This is a genomic window from Bradyrhizobium manausense, from assembly GCF_018131105.1.
GTDB classification, from domain to species: Bacteria; Pseudomonadota; Alphaproteobacteria; order Rhizobiales; family Xanthobacteraceae; genus Bradyrhizobium; species Bradyrhizobium manausense_B.
Genome location: NZ_JAFCJI010000003.1, coordinates 113,615 through 138,795, shown reverse-complemented (window position 1 = coordinate 138,795; position 25,181 = coordinate 113,615). Strand labels below are relative to the sequence as shown.

Annotated in this window: 23 protein-coding genes and 2 riboswitches; of the genes, 8 read left to right on the top strand and 15 right to left on the bottom strand. The window is 64.3% G+C overall.

Translation table 11 applies throughout. The annotated features are described in order from the left end of the window. Positions 1 to 6 precede the first annotated feature (6 nt). Together JQ631_RS27350 and JQ631_RS27345 are read left to right on the top strand one after the other, a co-directional pair. Positions 7 to 735 carry an SDR family oxidoreductase gene (locus tag JQ631_RS27350; protein ID WP_212332006.1) on the top strand — a complete coding sequence of 243 codons (729 nt, stop codon included), beginning with the start codon at positions 7 to 9 and terminating at the stop codon, positions 733 to 735. A gap of 50 nt (positions 736 to 785) precedes the next feature. Next, positions 786 to 2,399: an FGGY-family carbohydrate kinase gene (locus tag JQ631_RS27345; protein ID WP_212332005.1), complete on the top strand. Its 1,614-nt coding sequence runs from the start codon at positions 786 to 788 to the stop codon at positions 2,397 to 2,399. Between the two features lie 162 nt (positions 2,400 to 2,561). Here the strand turns inward: JQ631_RS27345 and JQ631_RS27340 are convergent, their stop codons facing one another. The 6 genes from JQ631_RS27340 to JQ631_RS27315 all read right to left on the bottom strand — a co-directional run bounded on the left by JQ631_RS27340 (position 2,562) and on the right by JQ631_RS27315 (position 8,033). Next, on the bottom strand, positions 2,562 to 3,320 hold the full coding sequence (locus tag JQ631_RS27340; RefSeq protein WP_212332003.1) for an SDR family oxidoreductase: 759 nt from the start codon (positions 3,318 to 3,320) through the stop codon (positions 2,562 to 2,564). Positions 3,321 to 3,344: 24 nt separating this feature from the next. Further along, on the bottom strand, positions 3,345 to 4,103 hold the full coding sequence (locus JQ631_RS27335) for a proteasome-type protease (RefSeq protein WP_212332001.1): 759 nt from the start codon (positions 4,101 to 4,103) through the stop codon (positions 3,345 to 3,347). Positions 4,104 to 4,298: 195 nt separating this feature from the next. Next, complete coding sequence (locus JQ631_RS27330) at positions 4,299 to 4,706, bottom strand: carboxymuconolactone decarboxylase family protein (RefSeq protein ID WP_212331998.1); 408 nt, start codon at positions 4,704 to 4,706, stop codon at positions 4,299 to 4,301. A gap of 69 nt (positions 4,707 to 4,775) precedes the next feature. Continuing rightward, the gene (locus tag JQ631_RS27325; protein WP_212331997.1) at positions 4,776 to 5,618 is read right to left on the bottom strand and encodes a transglutaminase family protein; all 843 of its coding nucleotides are present in this window, start codon (positions 5,616 to 5,618) and stop codon (positions 4,776 to 4,778) included. A 47-nt stretch (positions 5,619 to 5,665) separates the two neighbouring features. After that, the gene (locus tag JQ631_RS27320) at positions 5,666 to 6,610 is read right to left on the bottom strand and encodes an alpha-E domain-containing protein (RefSeq protein WP_212331983.1); all 945 of its coding nucleotides are present in this window, start codon (positions 6,608 to 6,610) and stop codon (positions 5,666 to 5,668) included. A gap of 4 nt (positions 6,611 to 6,614) precedes the next feature. Beyond that, a complete protein-coding gene (locus JQ631_RS27315) occupies positions 6,615 to 8,033 on the bottom strand; it encodes a circularly permuted type 2 ATP-grasp protein (protein WP_212331980.1) in 1,419 nt (472 codons plus the stop codon). 278 nt (positions 8,034 to 8,311) lie between these two features. On the opposite strand from JQ631_RS27315, the gene JQ631_RS27310 reads away from it, so the two are divergent. The 3 genes from JQ631_RS27310 (at position 8,312) to JQ631_RS27300 (ending at position 10,332) form a co-directional block, all read left to right on the top strand. Further along, positions 8,312 to 9,049, top strand: a complete 738-nt coding sequence (locus JQ631_RS27310; RefSeq protein ID WP_212331978.1) for a competence/damage-inducible protein A — start codon at positions 8,312 to 8,314, stop codon at positions 9,047 to 9,049. 36 nt (positions 9,050 to 9,085) lie between these two features. Next, positions 9,086 to 9,607, top strand: coding sequence for a xanthine phosphoribosyltransferase (gene gpt, locus JQ631_RS27305; protein WP_212331976.1), 522 nt, complete (start codon positions 9,086 to 9,088; stop codon positions 9,605 to 9,607). A 107-nt stretch (positions 9,608 to 9,714) separates the two neighbouring features. Further along, positions 9,715 to 10,332, top strand: coding sequence for a hypothetical protein (locus JQ631_RS27300; protein ID WP_212331974.1), 618 nt, complete (start codon positions 9,715 to 9,717; stop codon positions 10,330 to 10,332). Positions 10,333 to 10,348: 16 nt separating this feature from the next. Here the strand turns inward: JQ631_RS27300 and JQ631_RS27295 are convergent, their stop codons facing one another. Next, positions 10,349 to 11,371, bottom strand: coding sequence for a methionine synthase (locus tag JQ631_RS27295; RefSeq protein WP_212331972.1), 1,023 nt, complete (start codon positions 11,369 to 11,371; stop codon positions 10,349 to 10,351). Positions 11,372 to 11,493: 122 nt separating this feature from the next. Here JQ631_RS27295 and JQ631_RS27290 point away from each other — a divergent pair, with 122 nt between their 5' ends. The 3 genes from JQ631_RS27290 to JQ631_RS27280 all read left to right on the top strand — a co-directional run bounded on the left by JQ631_RS27290 (position 11,494) and on the right by JQ631_RS27280 (position 13,926). Beyond that, positions 11,494 to 12,195 (top strand): glutathione S-transferase N-terminal domain-containing protein, encoded by a 702-nt coding sequence (locus JQ631_RS27290; RefSeq protein ID WP_212331970.1) that lies wholly within the window; start codon positions 11,494 to 11,496, stop codon positions 12,193 to 12,195. Positions 12,196 to 12,340: 145 nt separating this feature from the next. After that, on the top strand, positions 12,341 to 12,949 hold the full coding sequence (locus tag JQ631_RS27285; RefSeq protein ID WP_212331968.1) for a 2-hydroxychromene-2-carboxylate isomerase: 609 nt from the start codon (positions 12,341 to 12,343) through the stop codon (positions 12,947 to 12,949). Next, positions 12,949 to 13,926, top strand: coding sequence for an NADPH:quinone oxidoreductase family protein (locus tag JQ631_RS27280; RefSeq protein WP_212331966.1), 978 nt, complete (start codon positions 12,949 to 12,951; stop codon positions 13,924 to 13,926). Before JQ631_RS27285 ends, JQ631_RS27280 begins: the two co-directional genes overlap by 1 nt. Positions 13,927 to 13,982: 56 nt before the next feature. Here the strand turns inward: JQ631_RS27280 and JQ631_RS27275 are convergent, their stop codons facing one another. The 8 genes from JQ631_RS27275 to JQ631_RS27240 form a co-directional block, all read right to left on the bottom strand. Continuing rightward, on the bottom strand, positions 13,983 to 14,873 hold the full coding sequence (locus JQ631_RS27275; protein WP_212331963.1) for a crotonase/enoyl-CoA hydratase family protein: 891 nt from the start codon (positions 14,871 to 14,873) through the stop codon (positions 13,983 to 13,985). Positions 14,874 to 15,032: 159 nt separating this feature from the next. Next, complete coding sequence (locus tag JQ631_RS27270) at positions 15,033 to 16,454, bottom strand: amidase (RefSeq protein WP_212331960.1); 1,422 nt, start codon at positions 16,452 to 16,454, stop codon at positions 15,033 to 15,035. A gap of 2 nt (positions 16,455 to 16,456) precedes the next feature. Next, a complete protein-coding gene (locus tag JQ631_RS27265) occupies positions 16,457 to 17,620 on the bottom strand; it encodes a M20 aminoacylase family protein (protein ID WP_212331957.1) in 1,164 nt (387 codons plus the stop codon). Between the two features lie 13 nt (positions 17,621 to 17,633). Next, positions 17,634 to 19,139 carry a M81 family metallopeptidase gene (locus JQ631_RS27260; protein ID WP_212331954.1) on the bottom strand — a complete coding sequence of 502 codons (1,506 nt, stop codon included), beginning with the start codon at positions 19,137 to 19,139 and terminating at the stop codon, positions 17,634 to 17,636. A gap of 288 nt (positions 19,140 to 19,427) precedes the next feature. Then, positions 19,428 to 21,077, bottom strand: coding sequence for an ABC transporter ATP-binding protein (locus JQ631_RS27255; RefSeq protein WP_212331951.1), 1,650 nt, complete (start codon positions 21,075 to 21,077; stop codon positions 19,428 to 19,430). A 160-nt stretch (positions 21,078 to 21,237) separates the two neighbouring features. Then, on the bottom strand, positions 21,238 to 22,125 hold the full coding sequence (locus JQ631_RS27250) for an ABC transporter permease (RefSeq protein WP_212331948.1): 888 nt from the start codon (positions 22,123 to 22,125) through the stop codon (positions 21,238 to 21,240). 17 nt (positions 22,126 to 22,142) lie between these two features. Continuing rightward, positions 22,143 to 23,084, bottom strand: coding sequence for an ABC transporter permease (locus JQ631_RS27245; protein WP_212331945.1), 942 nt, complete (start codon positions 23,082 to 23,084; stop codon positions 22,143 to 22,145). A 499-nt stretch (positions 23,085 to 23,583) separates the two neighbouring features. Beyond that, a riboswitch (glycine riboswitch) is annotated at positions 23,584 to 23,698 on the bottom strand. Positions 23,699 to 23,701: 3 nt separating this feature from the next. Beyond that, a riboswitch (glycine riboswitch) is annotated at positions 23,702 to 23,806 on the bottom strand. A gap of 96 nt (positions 23,807 to 23,902) precedes the next feature. Continuing rightward, the gene (locus tag JQ631_RS27240; protein WP_212331942.1) at positions 23,903 to 25,033 is read right to left on the bottom strand and encodes a M20/M25/M40 family metallo-hydrolase; all 1,131 of its coding nucleotides are present in this window, start codon (positions 25,031 to 25,033) and stop codon (positions 23,903 to 23,905) included. Positions 25,034 to 25,181: the final 148 nt, after the last annotated feature.

Below are 25,181 nucleotides of genomic sequence, written 5' to 3'. Positions count from 1 at the left end.
TTGACCGTGGGCCAGGAACTTGCAGGAAAAGTCGCCGCGATCACCGGCGCCGCCTCGGGCATTGGTCTTGAATGCGCCAGGACGATGATCGCGGCAGGCGCGCGCGTTGTGCTGGTCGACCGGGCGGAGGAGGCGCTGAACAAAGTCTGTTCCGATCTCGGCGCCAACGCGATCCCGCTGCGGATCGACCTGACCGATGCTGCCGATATGGCCGGCATGATGCCGAAGGTGCTGGAGAAAGCGGGCCGGCTCGACATCTTCCATGCCAATGCCGGCACATATGTCGGTGGCGAGGTGCTCGGCGGCGACCCCGATGCCTGGGACCGCATGCTGAATCTCAACGTCAACGCGATGTTTCGCTCCATCCACGCGGTGTTGCCCCACATGGTCGAGCGCAAGAGCGGTGACATCATCGTCACCAGTTCGATCGCCGGTCTCGTCCCTGTCGTCTGGGAGCCGATCTACACCGCCTCGAAACATGCCGTGCAGGCTTTTGTCCACACCGTGCGTCGGCAGGTCGCCAAATACGGCCTGCGCGTCGGCGCCGTGGCGCCTGGTCCTGTCGTGACCGCGCTCATCAGCGACTGGCCGAAGGAGAAGCTCGAGGCGGAGATGGCCGCGGGTGGCCTGATCCAGCCGACCGAAGTGGCGCAGGCGGTGCTCTTCATGTTGACCCGTCCGCGAAATGTCACGATCCGCGACCTCGTGATCCTGCCCCAGAGCAACGATCTTTAACGCTTCCGCATCGGCGATCTGGACGTTGCTTCATGGTGAGGGTTTCAGCGGTGACTCGTCATTTTCTTGGCATCGACGTCGGTACGGGCAGTGCAAGAGCCGGGGTTTTCGATGCCTCCGGCAGACTACTCGCCACCGACAAGGCCGACATAGCGGTTTGGCGCGAGGCCGGCGATATTGTCGAGCAATCGAGCGAGGACATCTGGCGCGCCGTATGTCGCTGCGTACGGGGTGCGGTCGGAAAGGCCGGCGTCGCGCCTGATAGCATTGCCGGCATCGGCTTTGATGCGACATGCTCATTGGTGGTGCTGGGCAGTGGGGGGGCGCCGCTTGCCGTGGGTCCGTCCGGCGATCCCGCTCGCAACATCATCGTGTGGATGGACCATCGCGCCGTCGATCAGGCGCGTCGGATCAACCGCACGGGCGCAAAAGTTCTCGATTATGTCGGGGGAACGATCTCACCCGAGATGGAGACGCCGAAATTGCTGTGGCTTGCCGAGAACATGCCGCGCAGCTTTGCGGACGCCTGGCAATTCATGGACCTGACTGATTTCCTCACCTGGCGCGCCACAGGGAGTCTTGCCCGCTCCACCTGCACCGTCACGTGCAAGTGGACCTATCTCGGCCACGAAGATCGCTGGGATGCCGGCTTCTTTCGCTCAGTCGGTCTCGGTATGCTGGCGGACGAACAGTTTCGCCGGATCGGCACCGAGATCGTGCCCGGCGGTACGCGGCTGGCCGACGGCCTGACAGCGGAGGCCGCGTCCGACCTTGGCCTGACGTTGGGCACATCAGTTGCGGCAGGCCTCATCGACGCGCATGCGGGCGGGGTCGGCACGGTGGGCGCGCGCGGCGCTGCGGGGACCGCGTTCACCCGCATGGCCTATGTGTTCGGAACGTCCGCCTGTACGATGTCGTCAACGGCGAACCCGGTTTTCGTCCCCGGCGTCTGGGGACCTTATTTTTCGGCGATGGTGCCGGGTCTATGGCTCAATGAGGGCGGACAGTCCGTTGCCGGTGCAGCCATCGACCATCTCGTGCAGATGCATCCTTATGCCGCGCAGGCGGCACTGGCGGCCCGTCAGGGCCAGCGAACGCTCGCCGACTGGCTCGCCTCAGAGACTGACGCGCGCGGTGGTGCAAGGATGGTCAGGGAATTGGTCGGTGATATCAGTGTCGTGCCCGAATTCCTCGGCAATCGTGCGCCCTTCGCTGATCCCGACGCGCGTGCGCTGATTGCGGGGCTCGATATGCGCTCGGATCTGGAGAGCTTGCTTGCTCTCTATCTTGCCGGCCTGTGCGGCCTTGGTTACGGCGCGCGGCAGATCGTGCGCGCCCAGCAGGATAAAGGCCTCGCCATCGATACGATCGTCGTCAGCGGTGGTGCGGCCCAGAGCCGCCTCGTGCGGCAGGTGCTCGCCGATACGACCGGCTTGACGGTTGCAGCATCGGCATCTCCGGAGCCCGTGCTGCTCGGCTCCGCGATGCTCGGATCGGTGGCTTCGGGCGACCATGCGAGCGTCGGCGCGGCGATGGAGGCGATGTCGGCTCTGGGAGAAATACATTCACCCCAGGCGGCCCTGGCAGACTGGAACGACAGGCGCTTCGCAGCCTTCGAGGCCTTGCAGCAGGTCGGCCGATCAATCCGAAGCGACTCTCGCTAGCCTGGTTCCGCGAGGCGCGGGGGGCTCCGCTCTCTCCTTGTCATTGCTTCGCTGCGCTCGCAATGACGATTGTTGAGACAGCATGCGGACTTAACTCGCGCCACCCCGACAGCAGGCGCCTTTCGGCGCCTACTGTGCATGGGGTTGTTTCGCAGTTTTCGTTCAGCCGCGGCCGACGAACGGCATCTTGCTCGCCATGACAGTCATGGTCAGCACGTTGGCGTCGAGCGGCAGGCCGGCCATGTAGGCGACGGCATCGCCGACCGCCTTCGCATCCATGCGCGGCTCGTGCTTGGTGGTGCCGTCCGGCTGCAGCACGCCGGGGCCGTTGACCATGCGGTCGGTCATCGGGGTCGCGGCATTGCCGATGTCGACCTGGCCGACTGCGATGTCATACATGCGGCCGTCGAGGTTGCTCGCCTTGGTCAGGCCGGTGATGGCGTGCTTGGTCGAGGTGTAGGCCGCCGAAAACGGCCGCGGCGCGTGCGCCGAGATCGAGCCGTTGTTGATGATGCGGCCGCCGCGCGGGTTCTGGTCCTTCATGATGCGGAAGGCGTGCTGGGTGCACAGGAACGGGCCGGTGAGGTTGGTGTTCACCACCGCCTGCCACTGCTCGAGGCTGAGGTCCTCGAAGTTGACGGCGGGCGCGCCCATGCCGGCATTGTTGAACAGCACGTCAAGCCGGCCGTAGGTCGCCTTCACCTTGTCGAACAGCGCGGCGATGGAATCAGGCTTGGTCATGTCGGCGGTGACGCAGAGGCTCTTGCCCGCGGGGCCGAGCTTCGCGGTTTCCTCGAGCATGTCGAGCCGGCGCCCGACCAGCACCACGGTGAAGCCGGTGTTCATCAGCGCCAGCGACGCGGCGCGCCCGACACCGGTGCCGGCGCCCGTCACCACGGCGATCTTTTTTGCTTCGCTCATCGTTTCCTGCCTTTTCTTCAGTTGTCAGGTTTTGGGTTCTTTTTCGTTCTTGTAGGGCGGTCGCGGAATGTTCTGATGCGCGGCGCGCAAGGCCGCCGACCAGCGCGAGCGCAGATCGTGGAAATAGGGCTCGCCCGCCTCGATGCGATGGTTGAGGTCGGCATCGTATGCGTCCGCGCGCACCACCAGCACGTCGATGGGAAGGCCGACGCCGAGATTGGAGCGCATCGTCGAGTCCATCGAGATCAGGCCGGTCTTCAATGCCTCGTAGAGCTCGACGTCATAGTGCATGGCGCGGTCGAGCACCGGCTTGCCGTATTTGTGCTCGCCGATCTGCAGGTACGGCGTGTCGGTGGTGCATTCGATGAAATTGCCGGCGGTGTAGATCATGAACAGACGCATGCGCGCGCCCTTGATCTGGCCGCCGAACAGAAAGGAGACGTCGAAGGACACGTCCTCGGATTTCAGCGCCGGTCCCTCTGTCGCGTGCACCGCCCGGATCGCCCGGCCGATGCGCTGGGCGGCCTGGAACATGGTCGGCGCGTTCATCAGCGTCTCGACTTCGCCCGTGTTGGGGTCTTCGAGCCCCTCGGTCAGCGTCGAAAGCACCGACTGGCTGATGGCGAGATTGCCGGCGCTGGCGATCGCCATGATGCGATCGCCGGGGTTCGAAAAGATATGCAGCTTGCGGAAGGTCGAGACATTGTCGAGGCCGGCATTGGTGCGGGTGTCGGCGATCATCACCAGACCGTCCCGAACCAGGATTCCGCAACAATAGGTCATTTCCAGTCCCCGAACGCGTTTGCGCGGAATTACTAGCCAATTTCGGGGAGGCATGAAACCCCCGATTCCCGGGGTAAGGTCGTCATTCCGGGGCGCGACGAAGTCGCGAGCCCGGAATCCATTCCTCCACCAACTTTGCCTGATGAATTCCGGGTTCGCGCTACGCGCGCCCCGGAATGACAGCTGGCTCTGTCGTCAGTCAGCCGCATCGGCGAGAAATGCCGCGTCGACGGGGACACCGAGCGCGGTGACCAGCCGGTTCGTCTCCGCGGCCATGCCGACGATGGCGAGCAGCTCGCCGTATTCGGCCTCGGTCATGCCTTTTGCGCGTGCGCCTGCGGTGTGCGAGTGAATGCAGTAGCTGCAGCCATGTGCGATCGACACCGCGACATAGAGCATTTCCTTGACTTTGGGATCGAGCGCGCCCGGCGCCATCACCTCCTTGAGGCTTTCCCAGGTCCGCCGCAGCGTCTTCGGATCATGCGCCAGCGCGCGCCAGAAATTGTTGATGAAGTCGGATTTCCGCACCTTGCGGATATCCTCAAAGACAGTGCGCGCCTCCGCCGAGAGCTCGTCATCTGAAAGCAGTTTTACGGTCGCCATGGGGTACCTCGCAGGTCTGGTCTGATCCTGCGATCATAGCATGCCCAACAAGATTGGCCGTCCGCGCCCCTAACTCTGCCGCTGTGATTGCGACTGTCCACCGCGGCCGGCCTGATCGACCTGGACCGCAACCGTCAGCGTCTCAGCGCCGCCGCCATAGCGGGTCCCGCGCACGGGCGCTGCACCGAGATAATCGAGCCCGATCGCGACGCGGACATGGGCGTCGGTGGTGCAGATGCTGTTGGCGGGATCGAAGCCGACCCAGCCGAGGTCAGCGACGTATGCTTCCACCCAGGCATGTCCGGCGTCCTGATGCACCGTGCCATCCGAGCGCAGGAAATGGCCGGAGACGAAGCGTGCCGGCACGCCGCCAGAGCGGGCGCAGGCGATGAAGATATGCGCATAGTCCTGACAGACGCCGCGCTTGAGCGTGAACGCTTCCGCCGCCGAGGTACCGCTGTTGGTCGGGTCCTCGTCGAAGGTCATGTGATCGCCGATTTGCGACATCAGCGTGTGCAGGAAGCCGAGCGTGTCGCTCTCGGCCTCGCTGCGCAGCTGGCGCGCGACCGCTGCCATCGCCGGATTGACCGTCGTAAGGTCGGTGGTGCGCAAGAACATGCCGGCGGGAAAACGCTCATCGGCGCCGCGCAGCACGCCGCCGGTGTCGTGAGTCTCGATCAGGCCTTCGGCGGTGATCCTGATGTCGTTGACCGGCCCGCAGGACAGCACATGGGTGACATTGCCGAAGGCGTCTTCGTGCATGTCGAGCTTGGTGTCGGTCGAGACGTCGATCTGCCATTCCGCCACATATTGCCCGTCATGGCTGCACGGCGTCATGCGCAGGATCTGGATCACGCTCGTCGCCGCCGGCTCGTAGCGATAGGTCGTGGTGTGCAGGATTCGCAGGCGCATGGTGTTTTGATTCCATTGCTCCGGATGCTCCGGAACAACTGCGTGTATCAGATCAAATACTGCTTCGTGATGATTTCGCCCAGCCTGGAATTATCGGTGATGAATTCCTGAATGAATTCATGTACGCCGTGCTGGAAAATGTCGTTCATGTTGCTGTGTTCCAGCCGGTTGCGGATGCCGCGGGCATGGCGCTGGGCCGGTCCCTGGCGGCCATAGGCGACGCCGATCTGGTCGAGATTGCGCACGAGGTTGTCGTAGCAGCTCGCCAGCGAGCGCGGCAGCGTCCCGTTGAGGATGAGCAGATCCGCGACCAGCCAAGGTTTCAGCGTCTCGCGGTAGACCCAGTGATACGCCGTCAGCGCCGACACCGAGCGCAGGATCGAGCTCCACTGATAGAAGTCAAGCGGACCGCCGACATGCTCCTCCTCGGGCAGCAGCACGTGATACTTCACGTCGAGAATGCGTGCGGTGTTGTCGGCGCGCTCCAGATGCAGGCCGAGGCGGGAGAACCAGTAAGCGTCGTTGCGCAGCATGGTGCGGTAGGCCGAACCGTCGAAGCGCAATGAAGTCTCCTGCACGAAGCGCAGGAATTTTGCGAGGTCCTCGCGCGTCGAGGTGCCTTTGCTCCAGACCGCCTGCAACTCGATCCAGGCCGAGTTGATGGTGTCCCACATCTCGCTGGTGAGCGCGGTGCGCACCGAGCGTGAGTTCAGCCGCGCCGCCTCGATGCAGTTCCTGATCGAGGACGGGTTGTCGGCCGAGAACGAGAGGTAGTCGACGACGTTGTGCTCGTTGGCTTCCTCGTGCGCCTGATAGAAGCTGCCCGCGACGCCAGCCGTGAGCAGTGCGGAATCCCATTCGTTGGTCTTGCCGATATAGGCGGCGGGAAGCGCGGTGACGCGCAAGGTCGCATCGATGGTGCGTGCGAGATATTCGGCCCGTTCGACGTAGCGGGCGAGCCAGTAGAGGTTTTCGGCGGTGCGCGACAGCATCTCTCTACTCGTCCAGGATCCAGGTGTCTTTGGTGCCGCCGCCCTGGCTCGAATTCACCACCAGGGAGCCTTCCTTCAAGGCGACGCGCGTCAGCCCGCCCGGCACGATCGTCGTGCGCTTGCTGCCGGTGAGCACGAAAGGCCGCAAATCGACGTGGCGCGGGGCAAGACCCGAGGCCGTGCAGGTCGGGCAGGTCGAGAGCGCCAGCGTTGGCTGCGCGATAAAACCTTCCGGCTCGCGCTTGAGCTTCTCGCGGAAGGCTTCGATCGTCGCCTTCGTTGCGGCCGGGCCGATCAGCATGCCGTAGCCGCCGGAACCGTGCACTTCCTTGACGACGAGTTCGCCGAGGTGATCGAGCACGTAAGCGAGATCCTTCGGCTCGCGGCAGCGCCAGGTCTGCACGTTCTTCAGGATCGGCTCTTCGCCGAGATAGAATCTCACGATCTCGGGCATGTAGGAGTAGATCGCCTTGTCGTCGGCGATGCCTGTGCCGACCGCGTTGGCGAGCGTGATGTTGCCGGCGGCATAGGCCGACATCAACCCGGGCACGCCGAGCGCAGAGTCCGGACGGAAGGTGAGCGGATCGAGGAAATCATCGTCGACGCGGCGATAGATCACATCGACCCGTTTCACGCCCTCGGTCGTCCGCATGAACACTTCGTTGTTCTTGACGATGAGGTCACGGCCCTCGACCAACTCGATGCCGAGCTTGTCGGCAAGGAAAGAGTGCTCGTAATAGGCCGAGTTGTAGACGCCCGGCGTGAGCAGGGCGACCGTCGGCTCGCCCGATGCACTGTGCGGCGCGACCGAGCGGAGCGCGGCGAGCAGCTCGTCCGGATAGCGCTCGACCGGCGCCACCTTGTGACGCGCGAACAGATCCGGAAACAGCCGCATCATGATCTCGCGGTTTTCCAGCATGTAGGACACGCCGGACGGCGTGCGCGCATTGTCCTCCAGCACGATGAAGTCGTTGGCATCGACCCTGATGATGTCGATGCCGGCGATGTGCACGTAGACGTCGTGCGGCACCTGCTGGCCGTTCATCTCGGGACGGAAGACCGGGTTCTGGAAGATCAGATCGTCGGGCACGATCTCGGCGCGGAGGATCTCACGCTCGTGATAGATGTCACGCAGGAACATGTTCAGCGCTTTCACGCGCTGCTTCAGCCCCTTTTCGAGGAGCGCCCATTCCATGCCGGACATGATCCGTGGGATCACGTCGAACGGAATCAGGCGCTCGGTGGATTCGGAGTCGCCATAAACCGCAAAGGTGATGCCGATGCGGCGGAACAGGAGCTCGGCCTCCTGACGGCGATATTCGAGCGCCTCGGGAGGCGTCTCCTTGATCCAGCGCGCCAGCTCCTGATAGGCAGGGCGAAGGTCCCCACCCGGAATATTCATTTCATCAAACGCGACTGCCATAGATCCCGACTTGTCCCCCAGGCGTTGCGCCAATGGTCAGGCCGGAGAGGTCCTGGTGCAGACCGCAACGTCCTGTGGCCATGCGTCAAGAGTGCATGACTCCGGGGAGGTAGCAAGGGGCGGGCCAGCGCTATAAGCATGGCGCGAGGGCATTTGCCGGGGATGCCCGGTGGCCTGCCTGAAAAAATGGCTGAGGACTGCTTGTTTCGGCAGCAAAACCGCGTGACTTCAACGCGTTACCTCGGCAAAGTCTGGTCGACAGGTGAGGGACTTAAGGTATGAGCGAGATCGTCACGGCGGGCATTCTGGTCATCGGGGATGAAATCCTGTCCGGCCGGACCAAAGACAAGAACATCGGATTCATCGCCGAATATTTGACCAATATCGGCATCGACCTGAAGGAAGTCCGGGTCGTTTCCGACGACGAGCCCGACATCATCGCCGCGTTGGATGCGCTGCGGCATCGCTACACCTATGTGTTTACCACCGGCGGCATCGGGCCGACCCATGACGACATCACCGCCGACAGCGTCGCCAAGGCTTTCGGCGTCGGCATCGACCATCACCCTGAGGTGGTCGCGCGCTTCAGGGAGCGCTGGAGCGAGCAGGACCTCAACGAGGCCCGCCTGCGCATGGCCCGCATTCCCGACGGCGCCGAGTTGATCCAGAGCGCGACCATTCTCGCCCCCGGCTTCAAGATCGGCAATGTCATCGTGATGGCCGGCGTGCCCTCGATCATGCAGGCGATGATGGACATCGTCTCGCCCAAGCTGAAATCCGGCGTTCGCATGCTCTCCGAATCGGTTCGCGCCAATGCGCGGGAAGGCGACATCGGCAGCCCCTTGCGAGCAATCGCCGCCGCTCACCCCGACACCATCATCGGCAGCTATCCCTTCATGGACGAAGAGCAGAAGCCGAACACCAATCTGGTGGTGCGCTCGCGCGATGCGGACAAGCTCGCCTCCGCGATGGCGGCGGTGAAGGACATGCTGGCGGGATTGAACATCACCCGCTAGCAATCTGGCTGCCGGCAGGCGAAGCAGGAGACGACAATGGCTGGTGAAACACCGAGTGCAGAGGAACGGGCAGGTCGGCCCTTTCCAGTGTCGTGGGACCAGTTCCACCGGGATTGCCGGGCGCTGACCTGGCGCCTCAACGAGGTCGGCCCGTTCCACGCGGTGATCGCGATCACCCGCGGCGGCCTGGTGCCGGCCGCGATCGTGGCGCGCGAGCTCGGCGTGCGCGTGATCGATACGGTCTGCATCGCCAGCTACGATCATGACAAGCAGGGTGAGCTGCAGGTCCTCAAGGGAATCTCCGAGCAGGCGATGAAGCTCGGCGGCGGTACTGGCAAGGGACTTCTGATCGTCGACGATCTCGTCGACACCGGGAAGACCGGCAAGCTGGTGCGCGAGATGCTGCCGGACGCGCATTTCGCCACCGTCTACGCCAAACCGAAGGGACGTCCGCTGGTCGATACCTTCATCACGGAAGTTTCGCAGGATACGTGGATCTTCTTCCCCTGGGATACCGCGCTCTCCTATCACCCACCATTGCGCGACGGGGCGGCGTGACGGTGGCCGTCATTGCGAGCGAAGCGAAGCAGTCCAGAGATGCATCAGCGGGAGTGATCTGGACTGCTTCGTCGCTTCGCTCTTCGCAATGACGGGCGGAGGCGACCATGCCCCTGCAAAACCGCGTCACGCCCACCGGCGACATCATCGCTACCCCACATCGCGGCACATTCACCGGCAACCGCGGCATCATCCACGATCCCGCGACGAAGACGCTGCTGAAGAAGCGCTGGTCATCGCCGGCCTGGATCACCTGCCTGTGTGAATTCCGCGGCTGGCGGCGGCCAGTGATGGCCCGGCGGAGCTGGACCGAACTGTTCTTTCTCGACGAGGCCACATCCTTTGCCGCAGGTCACCGGCCCTGCTTCTTCTGCCGCCGCGACGACGCCAACCGCTTTCGGGCGGCCTGGAAGGCGGGCAATGGCGCGAGCGATGTGAGTGCGAAGGCGATGGACGCCGTCCTGCATCGGGAACGGCTCGATCGCGGCAAGAAACGGCTGCATGCGCTGCCTGTGCCGCTCGCCCAATTGCCCGACGGCGCGATGCTACAGCAGGGCGAGGCGAGCTTTCTGGTGATACAGGGCAGGGCGCTGCTGTGGTCGCCGGCGGGATACACCGCCGCGAGGCAATTCGCCGGCGACGCGATGCTGCTCACGCCGCCGTCGACACTCCGAACGCTGAACGCCGGCTATCGGCCGGTGCTGCATCCGTCCGCGCAGGCCTAACGCCGAATCCTCGACATCACCCCAGCTTTTCGCGCGCCAGCGCGGCACCCGCGCCGAGCGCCATCAGCTTGGCCTCGGCGATCTCGCGCCGCATCGGCGCCATGCCACAATTCGTAGTGGCGATGATGTTGCTCTTGGGCACGAATTTCGACACCGCGTCGATCACCTTGACGACATCGTCCGCAGTCTCGACCGTGTCGCTGGCGACGTCGATCACGCCGGCCTGCACGATCTTGTTCTTGAGCAGCGCGAGCAGATCGAGCGGCACCTTCGAATTGCGGCACTCGATCGCGACCTGCTGGATCGGGCTCGCGTCGATCGCCGGAAAAATCTGCTCATACTGCCGCCATTGGGCGCCGAGCGTCTCCTTCCAGTCGGTGTTGGCCTTGATGCCGTAACCGTAACAGATGTGCACGGCCGTCGCGCAGGTGAGGCCTTGGGCTGCGCGCTCCAGCGCCTTGATGCCCCAGTCGTTGACCTCGTCCATGTAAACGTTGAAGGCGGGCTCGTCGAACTGCACGAGATCGACGCCGTCGGCCTGCAATGCCTTGGCTTCCTCGTTGAGGAGATCGGCGAAGGCAAATGCCATCTTGACGCGATCACCGTAGTAACGGTCCGCAATCGTGTCGATGATGGTCATCGGGCCGGGCAGGGTGAACTTCAATTTCTTCTTAGTGTGGGTGCGCGCCACGCGCGCCTCGTCGGCATGCACGCGACCCTTGAGCTGAAGCGGCGCGACCACTTGCGGCACCATCGCCTTGTAGCGATCCTTGCGGATGCCCATCTCGACCTTGTGGGCGAAGTCGATGCCGTCGATCTTCTCCAGGAAACCGTGCACGAAATGCTGGCGGGCCTGCTCGCCCTCGGTGACGATGTCGATGCCGGCGTCCTCCTGGACCTTCACCGCGAGCATCGTGGCATCGCGCTTGGCGCGGAGAAGCTCGTCGCCTGCAGACTTCCAGGGCGCCCAGAGCATGTTGGGCTCGGCGAGCCATTCCGGCTTGGGCAAGGAGCCGGCGATCGTGGTTGGAAACAGCATGGGTCCCTCCCGGCGGGTTGTGATTGCGCCTCTGTCTGCCATGTCTTAACGTCGAGGTACAGAACAACAAAAGTCGCCCACTATTCCAGCGGCGTGAGCAGGGACGGCCAAAGGAAAGGCCCATGATCGATCTCCATTACGCGCCGACGCCGAACGGCTGGAAAATCTCGATCATGCTGGAGGAACTGGGGCTTCCCTACACGGTGAAGCCCGTCAACATCCGCGCCGGCGAACAGTTCTCCCCCGAGTTTCTGGCGATCTCCCCCAACAACCGCATTCCCGCAATCGTCGATCACGAGCCCGCCGACGGCGGTGGGCCGTTCCCGGTGTTCGAGACCGGGGCAATCCTGATCTATCTCGCCGAGAAGACCGGGCGGTTCTTGGCCACCGATCTGCGCGGCCGCTCCACCACCATCCAGTGGGTGATGTGGCAGATGGCCGGGCTCGGGCCGATGCTCGGCCAGCACGGCCATTTCGCGCTCTACGCGGCCGAGAAGATTCCGTACGCGATCGAGCGCTATCGCGACGAGGCCGCGCGGCTCTATGGCGTGCTCGACCGGCAGCTCGCCAGGACCGGCGCCTATGTCGCCGGCGACTATTCCATCGCCGACATCGCCTGCTTCCCCTGGACCATGACCCACAAGGCGCAGGGCTTTACGCTCGACGACTATCCGAACGTGAAGCGCTGGTACGCCGAGGTGCGTGCCAGGCCGCAGGTGCAGGCGGGCCTTGCGATCGGAAAATTCGTGAAAGAGCCGTTCGACGAGGAATCACGCAAGATCATGTTCGGCCAGAGGGCTAAGGAAGTGCTGGGAAAGACCTAGGCTTCCGCTCTCGCCCCATCCGTCATTGCGACGAGCGAAGCGACGAAGCAATCCAGAGTGTCTCTACGGAAGGATTTCTGGATTGCTTCGCTTCGCACGCAATGACGGCGGAGAGAGCGGGACAAAAACGTGACAAGGAACCACCATGATCGAATTCTTCTTCGACTGCTCCAGCCCCTGGACTTATCTCGCCTTCCACAACATCCAGCCGCTGGCGAAGGAGCTCGGCGCCGAGATCGTCTGGCGACCGATCCTGGTCGGGGGCATCTTCAACACCGTCAACCCGAGCGTCTACGCGCAGCGCGAGAAACCGGTGCCGCTGAAGGCGCGCTACATGAAGAAGGATCTTCAGGACTGGGCACGCTCGGCGGGTCTCGCGATCAAGATGCCGCCGACGGTGTTTCCGGTGAACAGCGTGAAGGCGATGCGTGGCTGCATCTGGCTCGGGAAAGACATGGTGCCGTTCGCGACCGCATTGTTCGAAGCTTATTGGGGCGGCGACAAGGACATCTCGCAGGATGCGGTGCTGGCCGAGATCTGCAAGAACGTCGGCGTCGACGAACAGAAATTCCTCGCCGGCATCTCGGAGCAGGCGATCAAGGATCAGCTCAAGGCCAACACGGAAGAGGTGGTCGCGCGCGGCGGGTTCGGTTCGCCGACGATCTTCGTCAACAAGACCGACATGTATTTCGGCAATGACCGGCTGCCGCTGATCCGCGAGGCGCTGTTGCGCAACAAGGCGAGTGCCGCCTGATGGTGCGGGCTGTCGTCTGTCGCGCGCTCGGCGCGCCCGAAAGCCTGCTGCTGGAAGAGTTTCCGTCGCGTGCCCTCAAGCCGGGCGAGGTGCGCGTCGCGATCCGCGCTGCCGGCCTGAATTTTCCGGATGTGCTGATGGCTGCCGGCGAATATCAGCTCAAGCCGGAGTTGCCGTTCACGCCGGGCATGGAAGCCGCCGGTGACGTCGCTGAGGTCGGCGCGGAGGCGAGGAGCGTCTCTGTCGGCGACAAGGTCATCGTCAAGATGCGCCACGGCGCCTTCACCGATGAAGCCGTCGTCATGCCGTCGCAGCTCACGCCGTTGCCATCAACCTTCGATTACGCCGAGGGGGCGACCTATCTCGCCGGTCATGGCACGGCCTATCACGCGCTGATCGATCGCGGTCGGGTCGAGCCGGGCGAGGTGTTGCTGGTGCATGGCGCCGGCGGCGGTGTTGGCCTTGCGGCGGTGGAGATCGGCAAGATGCTCGGCGCGACCGTGATTGCGACCGCCTCCAGCGACGAGAAGCTTGCGATTGCGAAATCGCGCGGCGCCGATCACCTCATTCGCTACGACCGGGAACCGTTCCGCGACGCCGTCAAGCGCATCACTGACGGCCGTGGTGCGGACGTGGTGTTCGACCCTGTTGGAGGCGAGGTGTTCGAGAACTCGATGCGCTGTATCGCCTGGGGCGCGCGGCTGCTGGTGATCGGGTTTACCGGCGGCATCGGCTCGGCCAAGACCAATCTCTTGCTGATCAAGGGCGCCAGCGTGCTCGGGGTGCGCGCAGGCGAGGCGGTGCGGAAAAACCCGGAGCTCGGCGAGGTGCGCCTGAAGGCACTGCTGCAATGGGCGGAGGAGGGCAAGCTGCGGCCGAACATCTCGCACCATCTGCCGCTGCAGGATTATGCCAAGGCGATGCGGCTGTTGCTCGATCGCAAGGCGATCGGCCGTGTGGCGCTGCTGATGGAGTGACGGTGGTGTTGAACCGTAGGGTGGGTTAGCGAAGCGTAACCCACCCTACGAGAGCGTCACTTGTAGTCCCGCTCGTTCCACCACGGAAAATAGTCCGGCATGTCGCTGGACACCTTGTTCTTGAACTGCGCCGGGCGCTTCTCCAGGAACGACACCACGCCTTCCTTCACATCGTCCGAGCGGCCGCGGGCGTAGATGCCGCGGCTGTCGACTTTGTGGGCCTCCATGGGATCGTCGGCGCCCATCATGCGCCACATCATCTGGCGGATCAGTGCGACCGACACCGGCGCAGTCTTCGCCGCAAACTCCTTGGCAAGCGCACGGGCGGTCGGCAGCAGATCATCGGGGGCAACGACCTTGCTGACGAGGCGGCCGGCGAGGGCCTCTTGCGCCGGGAAGACGCGGCCCGAATAGCACCATTCCAGCGCCTGCGAGATGCCGACGATGCGCGGCAGGAACCAGCTCGAGGCCGCCTCCGGCACGATGCCGCGCTGGGAGAACACGAAGCCGAAGCGCGCGACGTCCGATGCGATACGGATATCCATGGCGAGCTGCATGGTGACGCCAATGCCGACCGCGGGACCGTTCACGGCAGCGATGACGGGCTTCAGACACTTGAAGATGCGCAAGGTGACCTGACCGCCGCCATCGCGCACCTGCGGATCGCTGTAATCGACCTTGCCGTCGGCGAAGCGCTTCACCGGCCCGCGCCGCGCGTCGCGATCGAAGGTATCAGCGCCCGAGGAGAGGTCCGCGCCTGCGCAAAAGCCGCGGCCGGCGCCGGTGACGATGATGGCGCGGACATTGTCGTCCTTGTCGGCGGCGTCGAACGCGGCGATCAGCTCGGCCTGCATCTGCGCGTTGAAGGCGTTGAGCTTCTCGGGCCGGTTCAGCGTGATGGTGAGGATCTGCTCGGCGACCTCGTATTTGATCGTCTCATACGCCATCGGTGGTTTCCTTCCCGCTTTCTTTGTCGATCTGTCTAGCACGTCATTCCCGGGCGCGCGAAGCGCGAGCCAGCAATCCATGTCTCAACACGGATTGTGCCGATGAATGGATTCCGGGCTTGCGCCAAGTGGGCGCAACCCGGAATGACTGCGGCGCAGTTACTTCGCCGGCGGCTTCGGCCAGGGCTTCTGTGCGCCGCGCAGGCCTTCAAACGCCTTGGCGAGCCCGAGCACGCCGATATCGTCGAAGCGGCGGCCGACGATCTGGACCCCGATCGGAAAGCCCGTTGTATCGAAGCCGCCGTTGATGGAGACGGCGGGGTTCTCCGACATATTCCACGGCACGGTATAGCAGATGTGTTCGAACGGCCTCATCGGATCGTTGGTGGGTGAGGCCCACTCCGCCTGATAGTTCACGTTCGGCGCGGTCGGAGAGATCACGTAGTCGAGCTCGCAGAACAGCTTCGACGCGGCGGCGCGGATTGCCATGGTCTGGTTGAAGCCGCGGATCACGTCGACACCTGACAGTTTCGCGCCTGATACGCCCCATTTGAAGATGTAGGGCAGCACCTTGGCCTGTTCGGCCGGCGTCAGCTTCGACAGATCGTCCCACATCCGCGCGCGCCAGAAATTGTCGAGGCCGTCGAGCATCTCGCGCGTGAGGATGCCGTCGACTTCGGTGACGACGGCGCCTGCGGATTCGAACGCCTTCGCAGCCTTCACCGCGACCTCGCGCACCGGCTTTTCCGCCGGCAGGCCGACGCCGGCATCGAGCATCAGGCCGATGCGCAACTTGCGCGGGGATTTTTCCAGCCCCTTCCAGTTCAGCGGCTCTGCCGGCAGGCTCATGCCGTCTCGCCGGTCAGGCTTGGCGATCACGCTCATCATCAGGGCGCAATCATCGACGGTGCGGGTCATCGGGCCGGCGACGCGGCCGACATAGGTGGGATCGATCGGCACGCGGCCGAAGCTCGGCTTCAAGCCGACGAGGCCGCACCAGCCCGCGGGCAGGCGCACCGAGCCGCCAATGTCGGTGCCGAGATGCAAGGGACCGTAGCCGGCCGCCGCAGCGGCGCCGGCGCCCGCGCTGGAGCCGCCGGGATTCCTGGAGAGGTCCCAGGGATTGCGCGCGAGCGCATGGAAGGAGGAGAGCCCCGAGGACAGCATGCCGTAATCGGGCATGGTGGTCTTGGCGAAGATGATCGCGCCCGCCTCACGCAGCCGCGCGGCCGGCGGGGCGTCCTTCTCCGCGGGCACCAGCTTGACGCTGGCAGCGCCCAGCGGCACCGGTACGCCCTTGGTCGCGATGTTGTCCTTCACCGTGACAGGCACGCCATCGAGCGGGCCGCAAGGCTCGCCCCCGTTCCAGCGCGCGGTCGAGGCGGTGGCGGCCTCGCGCGCGCTGTCGGGGTCGAACGCATAGAGCGCCTTCAGATGCGGCTCCCACGCAGCGACATGCGTGAGCAGATCCTCCAGCACCTCGCTCGGCGAGAACTGCTTGGCGCGATAGCCCGCGATCAGATCGACCGCGGAGAGATCGTGCAGCGAGGTGACCGCCTCTTCGACACTCTTCTTCTGCATTGCTAGCCCACCGGCATGCGGGTTTCGATGATCCGGGCGAACATGCTGGCGCCGATCGGCAGGATCTTGTCGTCGAGCACGAAGCCCGGGTTGTGCACGGGCACCGAGCCGTCATGGCCGACCCAGAAATAGGCGCCGGGAATGGTCTCCAGCATGTCGGCGAAATCCTCGCTGCCCATCTTCGGCTGGGTACGCGTGATCACGTTGGCGGGATTGACGATGGTGCGCGCGACGTCCTCGACCACCTTGGACTGCTCGACCTGGTTGACCAGCACATTGAAAGTGTCGCGGATGTCGACATCGATCACGCACTGATAGGCGCTGGCGATGCCGGCGCAGATGGCGCGCATGCGTTCGCTGACGAGGGTGCGGACTTCTTTCGAGAAGGTGCGGATGGTGCCGCAAAGATGTGCGTCGCCGGGAATGACGTTGTAGGCGGAGCCCGCGTGGATCTGGGTGATCGACACCACCGCAGCCTGAAGCGGCTCGACGTTGCGGCTGACGATGGTCTGGATCGCCTGCGCGAGCGTGGTCGCGATCACGACCGCGTCCTTGGAGCGCTCGGGCATCGCGCCATGCGCGCCATAGCCGGTGATGCGGAGGTCGAAGAAGTCGGCGCTGGCCATCGCCGGGCCGGGCAGGATCGCGATCTCGCCGTGGTTGAGGTCGGGCGCGTTGTGCAGGCCGTAGAGCTCGTCGCAGGGGAATTTCTCGAACAGGCCGTCCTTGATCATGGCGCGGGCGCCGCCAAGGCCTTCCTCGGCCGGCTGGAAGATCAGGTGCACAGTGCCGTCGAAGTTCCTGGTCTCGGCGAGGTAACGCGCGGTGCCGAGCAGCATCGTGGTGTGGCCGTCGTGACCGCAGCCGTGGAAGCGGCCGGGGATTTTCGAGCTCCATTTCAGATTGGTGTTCTCTTCCATCGGCAGCGCGTCCATGTCGGCGCGCAAGCCGATGCGCTTGCCGCCCGAGCCCTTGCCCTTGATGACGCCGATCACGCCGGTGCCGCCGAGGCCGCGATGCACCTCGATGCCCCAGCCCTTCAGCTTGTCGGCGACGATGCCGGAGGTGCGGACTTCCTCGAAGCCGATCTCGGGATGAGCGTGGAGGTCGCGGCGGATAGCGGTGAGTTCGTCGGCGTAGCCGTCGATGCGGTCAATGGTGGGCATGTGTCCTGTCCGGTTAGCGTGATGGAGGGTTGAAAACGGGGCCGTTCGGCTTGATGCGGATGCCTGGACGCAGCCGCGTCCAGGGCAGTGACGCGGTGTCGGCCGGCATCGCGCCGGGCGCGGCGCAGATCATCAGCTTTTCCGCGATCGGCTCGAAATCGGCGCGGAAATGCACCGAGCTCTTGTTGACCAGAATTTTTTCTTTCGTCGGCTCGATGCCGACATAGCGATACATCGCCTGGTCCGCGAGCTGCGCCTTGTGTGAGGAGACGACGATGCGGACATCGCCGATACGAAGACACGCGGACGGACCCATCTCCATCTCGCGGCCGCCATAATAGGGGCCGGGTGCGATGAAGCGGCCGTCCGAGAGTCTTTCGACGACGAAGGTCTCGGTATAGGGCTCGTCGCCGGGAATGCCCGATTTGCCGCCGAGCGAGAGCGTGATGGTGGCGCCGATGCCGGCCGCATGCGCGGCCTTGGCGGATTCCGGATCGTAGATCGCGCCAGTCGCAGCACTCGCCTTGTTACGGACAAGTGCGCGCAGCATGCCTGTGGTGTCGGAATCGCCGCCGGCACCGGGATTGTCCTGGGTGTCGGCGATGATGATCGGCTTGCTCGCGCGCTTCGAGAGTTCCATGGCGTGGCGCACGCCGTCATCGGGCGTCCAGATCTTGCCGTCGAAATCGTCCTCGTGGCTCTCGATCAGCTTGACGATGGCATCGGCGGCGCGGTCGGCGTCGGCCTGCGTCTTGCCATAGGCGAACACGCTCGGCCCGCAATCGCGGAAATCGGCAGCGGGGAAGCCGGGCGCAAAGGACAGTGTCGGAACCGCGTCGCTCTCCAGTGCCGCGAGCTTCTCGTAGATGCCCTTGGTCGGAAAGTCGTTGGTGCATTGCCAGCTGATCGCGATCAGGAACGGTATCTGCCGGAACGACTTTGCGAAGCGTTGCTTCGTCTTCAGGAGAAGGGCGAGATGCTTGGCCGAGGCCCGGCCGGTCTCGGCCATGTCGACGTGCGGATAGGTGCGGTAGGCGATCAGCGCGTCCGCATGTTCCATCATAGCGGGCGTGACGTTGGCGTGCAGGTCGAGGCTTGCGACCAGCGGAGTATCCTTGCCGATGACGCGGCGTACGCGCGCCAGGATCTCGCCTTCGCCGTCGTCGAGATGCTCGGTCACCATGGCGCCATGCAGGTCGAGATAGACGGCATCGATCGGGCCGGCGGCTGCGATGCCGTCCACCATCACTTTCACGATGCGCTCGAAAGCGTCCCTGGTGACGTGCGCCGACGGGCTTGCACCGCAGGCAATGGTCGGAACCAGTTCCCAGCCGTTGGCTTCGGCGCTGTCGACGAAACCGGCCAGCCCGACATTGATGCGCCGCATCACCTTCAGCACATCAGGCCCTACAGTCATCGCCGGCCAGCCGCCGCCGTGCTGGAAGTCCGCGAATGTCGCCTTCGTCGGAGCGAAGGTGTTGGTCTCGTGCAGGAAGCCGCCGACGGCGATACGTGTCATCAATTCCGGTCCGGTGAACAAGAGGGTAGGACGTTAGCCTTGGCCCCGCGGCGAGGGCAAGGCGGGATGCACTCGCGCCGCGCATAGGGTCAGATCGTTTTGGGAATGCTGCGATGGCTTTGTGAGCGCCGCTTCAACACTCTCGGTGTCGTCCCGGCGAACGCCGGGACCCGTAACCCCAGGGAGGAGTTTGGCGAGGGCTGGTCGTTCGGGATTAGCGCCGCACGCAATCGATAAATTCCGCGGTATGGATCCCGGCGTTCGCCGGGACGACAGCGGAGAGTTTTGCTACAGCGTCGCCCCCAAGCCCTCCGACACCGGCCGGAAGTTCGCAAAATCCCAGTTGCGCCCAGGCGCTGCGTCCAGAAGCGCCTTCGTGTACGCCTGCTGCGGGTGCGTCAGCACCTCGGCGGCCGGGCCCTGTTCGACGACGCGGCCGTGCTGCATCACCACGACCTCGTCGCAGATTTGCGCGGCGACGCGCAGATCGTGCGTGATGAACAGGATGGCGATGCCGAGCCGCTTCTGGATCTCGTCGAGCAGTTCCAGCACCTGCGCCTGCACCGAGACGTCGAGCGCGGAGACTGCTTCGTCCGCGACCAGCACGTCCGGATCGAGCGCGAGCGCGCGCGCGATGGCGATGCGCTGGCGCTGGCCGCCGGAGAACTGGTGCGGATAGCGCGAGACCGCGTCGGCCGGCAGGCCGACAAGTTCGAGCAGCTCGCGCGCGCGCTTCATCGCGGCGGCGTGCGAGACGCCGTAATTGATCGGGCCTTCCGCGATGCTTTCGCCGACGGTGATGCGCGGGTTCAGCGAGCGGTAGGGATCCTGGAACACGATCTGGATCTTCTGCCGGTGCGGCTGCAGCAGGCGACGCGAGATGTCGGAGATTTCGCGGCCGGACAGGCGCACGCCACCGGAGGTCGGGTCGATCAGGCGCACGATGCAGCGCGCGACCGTCGACTTGCCGGAGCCGCTTTCGCCGACGATGCCGAGCGTGCGGCCCTTGCGCAGCGTCAGCGTCACCTTGTCGGCGGCGACGACCTCGCGGCCTTTGCCGAAGAACGCTCGCTCCTTGTAGACCTTGCCGAGGTCGTTGGTCTCCAGCACCACCGGCTCCTGGCTCTCCTCACGCGGCGCGCGCGGTACCAGGCTCGGCACCGAGGCGAGCAGATTGCGGGTGTATTCCATCGTCGGGTTGCGCAGCACGGTTTCGAGCGGGCCGGTTTCGACCAGGCGGCCCTGCCGCATCACCGCGACCCGGTCGGCGATCTCGGCGACCACACCCATGTCATGGGTGATGAACAGCACGGCGGTGCCGTGATCGCGCTGGAGCTCGCGGATGAGCGACAGGATCTGCTTTTGTGTGGTGACGTCGAGCGCGGTGGTCGGCTCATCGGCAATTAGCAGCTTAGGTTCGAGCACCAGCGCCATCGCGATCATGATGCGCTGGCGCTGGCCGCCAGAGAGGCGGTGCGGGTAGGAGGCGAAGATGCGTTCGACCTGCGGCAGGTGGACCTGCTCCATCATGTCGAGGATGCGCTTCTTCCGTGCCTTGCCGTCGAGCTTGGTGTGGGCGCGGAGGACCTCGTCGATCTGGCGTCCGACCGGCACCACCGGATTGAGTGCAGTCATCGGCTCCTGGAAGATCATCGCCATCCGGGTCGCGCGCAGCTGGCGCAGGCGGCGATCGGTCGCGGTGAGGATCTCCTCGCCCACGAGTTTGACGCTGCCGCCGGTCGGAACCAGCGTGCCCTTCGGCAGCAGCCCCATCGTGGTGAGCGAGGTCACCGACTTCCCCGAGCCGCTTTCGCCGACGAGGCACATCGTCTCGCCTTCGCGTACCTGGATCGAGATGCCGTCGATGATCTTTGCTCCACCCGGCTTCCTGCCGATGGACACGACGAGGTTGTTGATGTCGAGAACGATGTTGCTCATCGGGTCACTCCGTCGTCATTGCGAGGAAGCTCGCGACAAAATTGCAAAGCAATTTTGCGCTGTAGCGACGAAGCAATCCAGAAATCTTTCCGCGGATGCAGACTGGATTGCTTCGCTTCGCCCGCAATGACGGAACAAGGGGCTAGGTCGGCGCGACAAATCACTTCCCCTCCCGCTGCTTCATGCGGGGATCGAGTGCGTCGCGGGCGGCGTCGCCGATCAGGTTGATGCTGAGAATGGCGATCGAGAGCAGCAGGCCCGGCCAGAAGATCAGTGTCGGCTTGAGCTGAAAGTACTGCCGGCCTTCGGCCATGATGTTGCCCCAGGTCGGCGTCTCCGGCGAGATGCCGGCGCCGAGGAACGACAGGATGGCTTCGGTGAGGATCGCGGACGCGCAGACATAGGTGCCCTGGACGATCAGCGGCGCGATCGTGTTCGGCATCAGATGCCGCCACATGATCTTGGGCAGGGACGAGCCGACCGAGATCGCCGCTTCCACATAAGGCTCCTCACGCGCCGACAACACGACCGAGCGCACCAGGCGCGCCACGCGCGGGACTTCAGGAATGGTGATCGCGATCAGCACGGTCCAGATGCTGGCGCCGGACAGCGACACCACTGCGATGGCGAGCAAAATGCTGGGCATCGCCATCAGGCCGTCCATGACGCGCATCAGCACGGAATCGATCAGCTTGAAGAAGCCGGAGGCGAGGCCGATCGCGAGGCCGATGACGACCGAGAAGATCGCCGAGCCGATTCCGATCAGCAGCGAGATGCGGCCGCCATAGATGACGCGCGACAACAGGTCACGGCCATAGGCGTCGGTGCCGAGCAGGAATTGCGCCGACGCCGGCTTGAGGCGCTGCGACGGTGCAAGCTGGACCGGATCATGCGGCGCGATCAGCGGCGCAAGGATCGAGATCACCACGATCAGCGCGAGCAGAATCGTGGCCGCGGCGATGATCGGCGTCGCGGTGAGGAATCCGAAGCGTGGCCGCAGCGGCGACGTGATCGGAATGGAGGACTGGGGAAGGCTATCGACCGTCATTGGTATTCTTCCTTGCCTCAGTACCGGATACGGGGGTCGAGCAGCGTGTAGGCGACGTCGATCAGGAGATTGACGACGACGTAGATCAGCGAGGTCAGCAGGATCATCGCCTGGATCACCGGGTAGTCGCGCGCCAGCACCGCATCCACGGTGAGGCGGCCGATGCCCGGGATGTTGAACACGCTTTCGGTGACGACGACGCCGGAGATCAGCAGCGCAAAGCCGGTTCCGATCACGGTGATCACGGGCACGGCGGCATTGCGCAGCGCATGCCGCATCATCACCGCGACCTCGTTGATGCCCTTGGCGCGCGCCGTTCGCACGTAGTCTTCGCCGAGCACGTCGAGCATGGCCGCGCGCGTCATGCGCGCGATCAACGCGACGTAGATGAAGGAGAGCGCGCAGGTCGGCAGAATGATGCGCTCGAAGAACGGTCCGAAGCCGGCCGAGATGCTCTTGAAGCCCTGCACCGGCAGCCAGCGCAGGTCGATCGCAAACACCTCGATCAGGACGTACCCGACCACGAACACCGGCACCGAGAATCCGAGCACCGAGAGACCCATCACGAAACGGTCGATCCAGGTGCCGTGCTTCCAGGCGGCAATGACGCCGAGCGGCACGGCGACGATGACGGAGAGAATGATGGTCGACAGCGCGATCGAGATCGACGGCTCGATGCGCTGGCCGATCATCTTCATGACCGGCAGGTTCGAGATCAGCGACGTGCCGAGATCGCCGTGCAGCAGCTTGTTCACCCAGGTGACGAACTGCACGATGAGGGGCTCGTTGAGGCCGAGCGAGGTGCGGATGCGTTCCAGCCGTTCCACCGTCGCATTGTCGCCGGCGAGGATCGCAGCGGGATCGCCGGGCGTCAGCCGCAGCAGCAGGAATACGAACAGCGCAACGACGCCCATCACGGGCACAGCGGCGAGAACGCGGCGAATGAGATAACCTAGCATGCACCTATCTCCGGCTGCGGAATGTATCGGGCCGAGAGGCGCCCGTGGATTCGGTCGTGTCTATCATGCGCGCCTGTCACTTAGGCTGGAAGAGCCGGCCGGAGAGCCGTCCTCCCGGGGCAAATTGTGTGCCAAGGGCAGGGCGGTCGCAAGGGGCCGCTTCGCAGTGATTTGGAACCACTCAGGTTGCACGGCTTGGCTCGTGCTCAACCGCAAGTTCGCGCCGAAGCGTGGAGGCTGCACCGTGATCGATTAGCCCTTCACCCGAGCGATCTTGACGCGCTATGGACGAACGTCGCGCCGCAACACTTGCAGGCCTCTGCCGGCCCGCGTGCGAACTTGTGGATATCAACGGTCGCATCCGACGCGTAGATGCCGCCGCAATGATCCTCGCGCAGCGTCGGTGGCGTCGATGATGGCGACATGAGTCATGATGAGGTCGGGCTCCCGCAAGTTAGAGACGGCTGACCGCCGGCCCGAAAGCCGTTGGCGGCGCCCCATCTGTCACGGTTACCTGAGAGCTTGACCCGACGCGGACCTCGGAAGGTCTGCCTCGGACTATCCCCTTCGGTGGACGACAACGATCTCTGCAATCGTGCCGCCTCTCTCCAGATCGTCCTGACGATACAGTCCTTTTGCCTGAGAGTTTCCGGGGCGGTTGCTCCGTCGGCGCCGCAACGAAAGCTGAGTGCTTTCGTTGCGATCTCTCCCGCATCGTCGCGTGGACCATCGAGCAGTACGATGCGCCTGATTTACAGACAAGGCCAAAAATTCAACCTCAGCTGCCAGCGCATTGTGCAGTGCGAAGCTGTTTCGATTTACTCCAGCGTCGCAAGCAAACCCGCCATCAGGCGACCTCGCGCGACCAGGCTGTCGATCTCGATGAACTCCTCGAGCGTGTGGCCATTGCCGCCGCGCACGCCGAGGCCGTCGAGTGTCGGGATGCCCATTGCGCCGGTGAAATTGCCGTCGGAGCCGCCACCCGAGCTCGCATGCGGTAATTCCGCGCCGAGAGATTTTGCGATGTCGCGCGCCTTTTCATACAGCGCCATCGTGCCGGCATCCGGCTCCCACACCGGACGGGTGACCCCGCGCGTCACCTTGAAGGTCACGTCATTCGCCGTGCCCGACAGTGCGAGCATCCGCTCGACGCCGCGGTCGAGATCGGCTTGGCGCTTCGCCATCGACAGCGCTTCGCCGGTGGCCGTCGTGGCAACGCAGTTGACCCATTGGCCACCATGCACAACGCCGACCGAGAACGTGCAGTCCTCCGTCGTCATCGCGTCGATCGCAAGAATTTGCCGCGCAATTTCGCGGATCGCCGAGCGACCCGCGGACAAAGTCGCGCCGGCATGGCTCGGCCGTCCCGTCGCCTCCAAATTGAAGCGCGCGATGGCGTAACGTCCGGTGGTGACGCCGTTGTCGGCGCGGCCGGGCTCGGGCACCAGCACATATTTGTTGCGCGCCGCTTCGGCCTCGATGATATCGCGCGTCGAGGGCGTGCCGACTTCCTCGTCGGGCGTGAACAGGATGGTGATCGGCAGGGGCGTGGTGAAGGACGCGCGCGCAAGTTGCCGGATCGCTTCCAGCGAGAGATAGTTGCCGCCCTTCATGTCGTAGATGCCGGGGCCGTAACACTTATTGCCCTCGCGTCGCCATTTCAGCTTCTCGATGGTGCCGACCGGGTGCACGGTATCCATGTGCCCGGCGATCAGGATGCCAGGCTCGCCTTGCTTCGGGTGTGGAAAGCGCGCGCGGATGACGCCGCCAAAGCCCTGGCGGCCGGCGATGCGCTCGATGGTCGCACCCATGATGGCCATATCCCGCGCTGCGATATCGAGCATGCGGTTGACCGCATCGGCGTCCCAGGTCGGGCTTTCGCATTCCACCCAGGTGCGCAGGCCTTCGAGCATGGCCTCGGAATCAAAGGGAAGATTGGCTGGATTCATCTCAATGTCTCTCAAGCTTCGAAAGATGGAACGCGCATTGCATCAGCGCCGGCAGGACGAGCGGAGAGAACTGTAGTGCCAAACCGATCTTTGTGGAGCCCGTGCGTGCGATGCCATGGGCTGCACCGAAACCGGATTGACGCGCTCA

Coding starts and splice junctions, on each gene's coding strand:
- JQ631_RS27340 (WP_212332003.1), bottom strand. CDS start 3,320: ATGAGCGAAGCAAAAAAGATCGCCGTGGTGACGGGCGCCGGCACCGGT.
- JQ631_RS27335 (WP_212332001.1), bottom strand. CDS start 4,103: ATGACCTATTGTTGCGGAATCCTGGTTCGGGACGGTCTGGTGATGATC.
- JQ631_RS27330 (WP_212331998.1), bottom strand. CDS start 4,706: ATGGCGACCGTAAAACTGCTTTCAGATGACGAGCTCTCGGCGGAGGCG.
- JQ631_RS27325 (WP_212331997.1), bottom strand. CDS start 5,618: ATGCGCCTGCGAATCCTGCACACCACGACCTATCGCTACGAGCCGGCG.
- JQ631_RS27320 (WP_212331983.1), bottom strand. CDS start 6,610: ATGCTGTCGCGCACCGCCGAAAACCTCTACTGGCTCGCCCGCTACGTC.
- JQ631_RS27315 (WP_212331980.1), bottom strand. CDS start 8,033: ATGGCAGTCGCGTTTGATGAAATGAATATTCCGGGTGGGGACCTTCGC.
- JQ631_RS27310 (WP_212331978.1), top strand. CDS start 8,312: ATGAGCGAGATCGTCACGGCGGGCATTCTGGTCATCGGGGATGAAATC.
- gpt (WP_212331976.1), top strand. CDS start 9,086: ATGGCTGGTGAAACACCGAGTGCAGAGGAACGGGCAGGTCGGCCCTTT.
- JQ631_RS27300 (WP_212331974.1), top strand. CDS start 9,715: ATGCCCCTGCAAAACCGCGTCACGCCCACCGGCGACATCATCGCTACC.
- JQ631_RS27295 (WP_212331972.1), bottom strand. CDS start 11,371: ATGCTGTTTCCAACCACGATCGCCGGCTCCTTGCCCAAGCCGGAATGG.
- JQ631_RS27290 (WP_212331970.1), top strand. CDS start 11,494: ATGATCGATCTCCATTACGCGCCGACGCCGAACGGCTGGAAAATCTCG.
- JQ631_RS27285 (WP_212331968.1), top strand. CDS start 12,341: ATGATCGAATTCTTCTTCGACTGCTCCAGCCCCTGGACTTATCTCGCC.
- JQ631_RS27280 (WP_212331966.1), top strand. CDS start 12,949: ATGGTGCGGGCTGTCGTCTGTCGCGCGCTCGGCGCGCCCGAAAGCCTG.
- JQ631_RS27275 (WP_212331963.1), bottom strand. CDS start 14,873: ATGGCGTATGAGACGATCAAATACGAGGTCGCCGAGCAGATCCTCACC.
- JQ631_RS27270 (WP_212331960.1), bottom strand. CDS start 16,454: ATGCAGAAGAAGAGTGTCGAAGAGGCGGTCACCTCGCTGCACGATCTC.
- JQ631_RS27265 (WP_212331957.1), bottom strand. CDS start 17,620: ATGCCCACCATTGACCGCATCGACGGCTACGCCGACGAACTCACCGCT.
- JQ631_RS27260 (WP_212331954.1), bottom strand. CDS start 19,139: ATGACACGTATCGCCGTCGGCGGCTTCCTGCACGAGACCAACACCTTC.
- JQ631_RS27255 (WP_212331951.1), bottom strand. CDS start 21,077: ATGAGCAACATCGTTCTCGACATCAACAACCTCGTCGTGTCCATCGGC.
- JQ631_RS27250 (WP_212331948.1), bottom strand. CDS start 22,125: ATGACGGTCGATAGCCTTCCCCAGTCCTCCATTCCGATCACGTCGCCG.
- JQ631_RS27245 (WP_212331945.1), bottom strand. CDS start 23,084: ATGCTAGGTTATCTCATTCGCCGCGTTCTCGCCGCTGTGCCCGTGATG.
- JQ631_RS27240 (WP_212331942.1), bottom strand. CDS start 25,033: ATGAATCCAGCCAATCTTCCCTTTGATTCCGAGGCCATGCTCGAAGGC.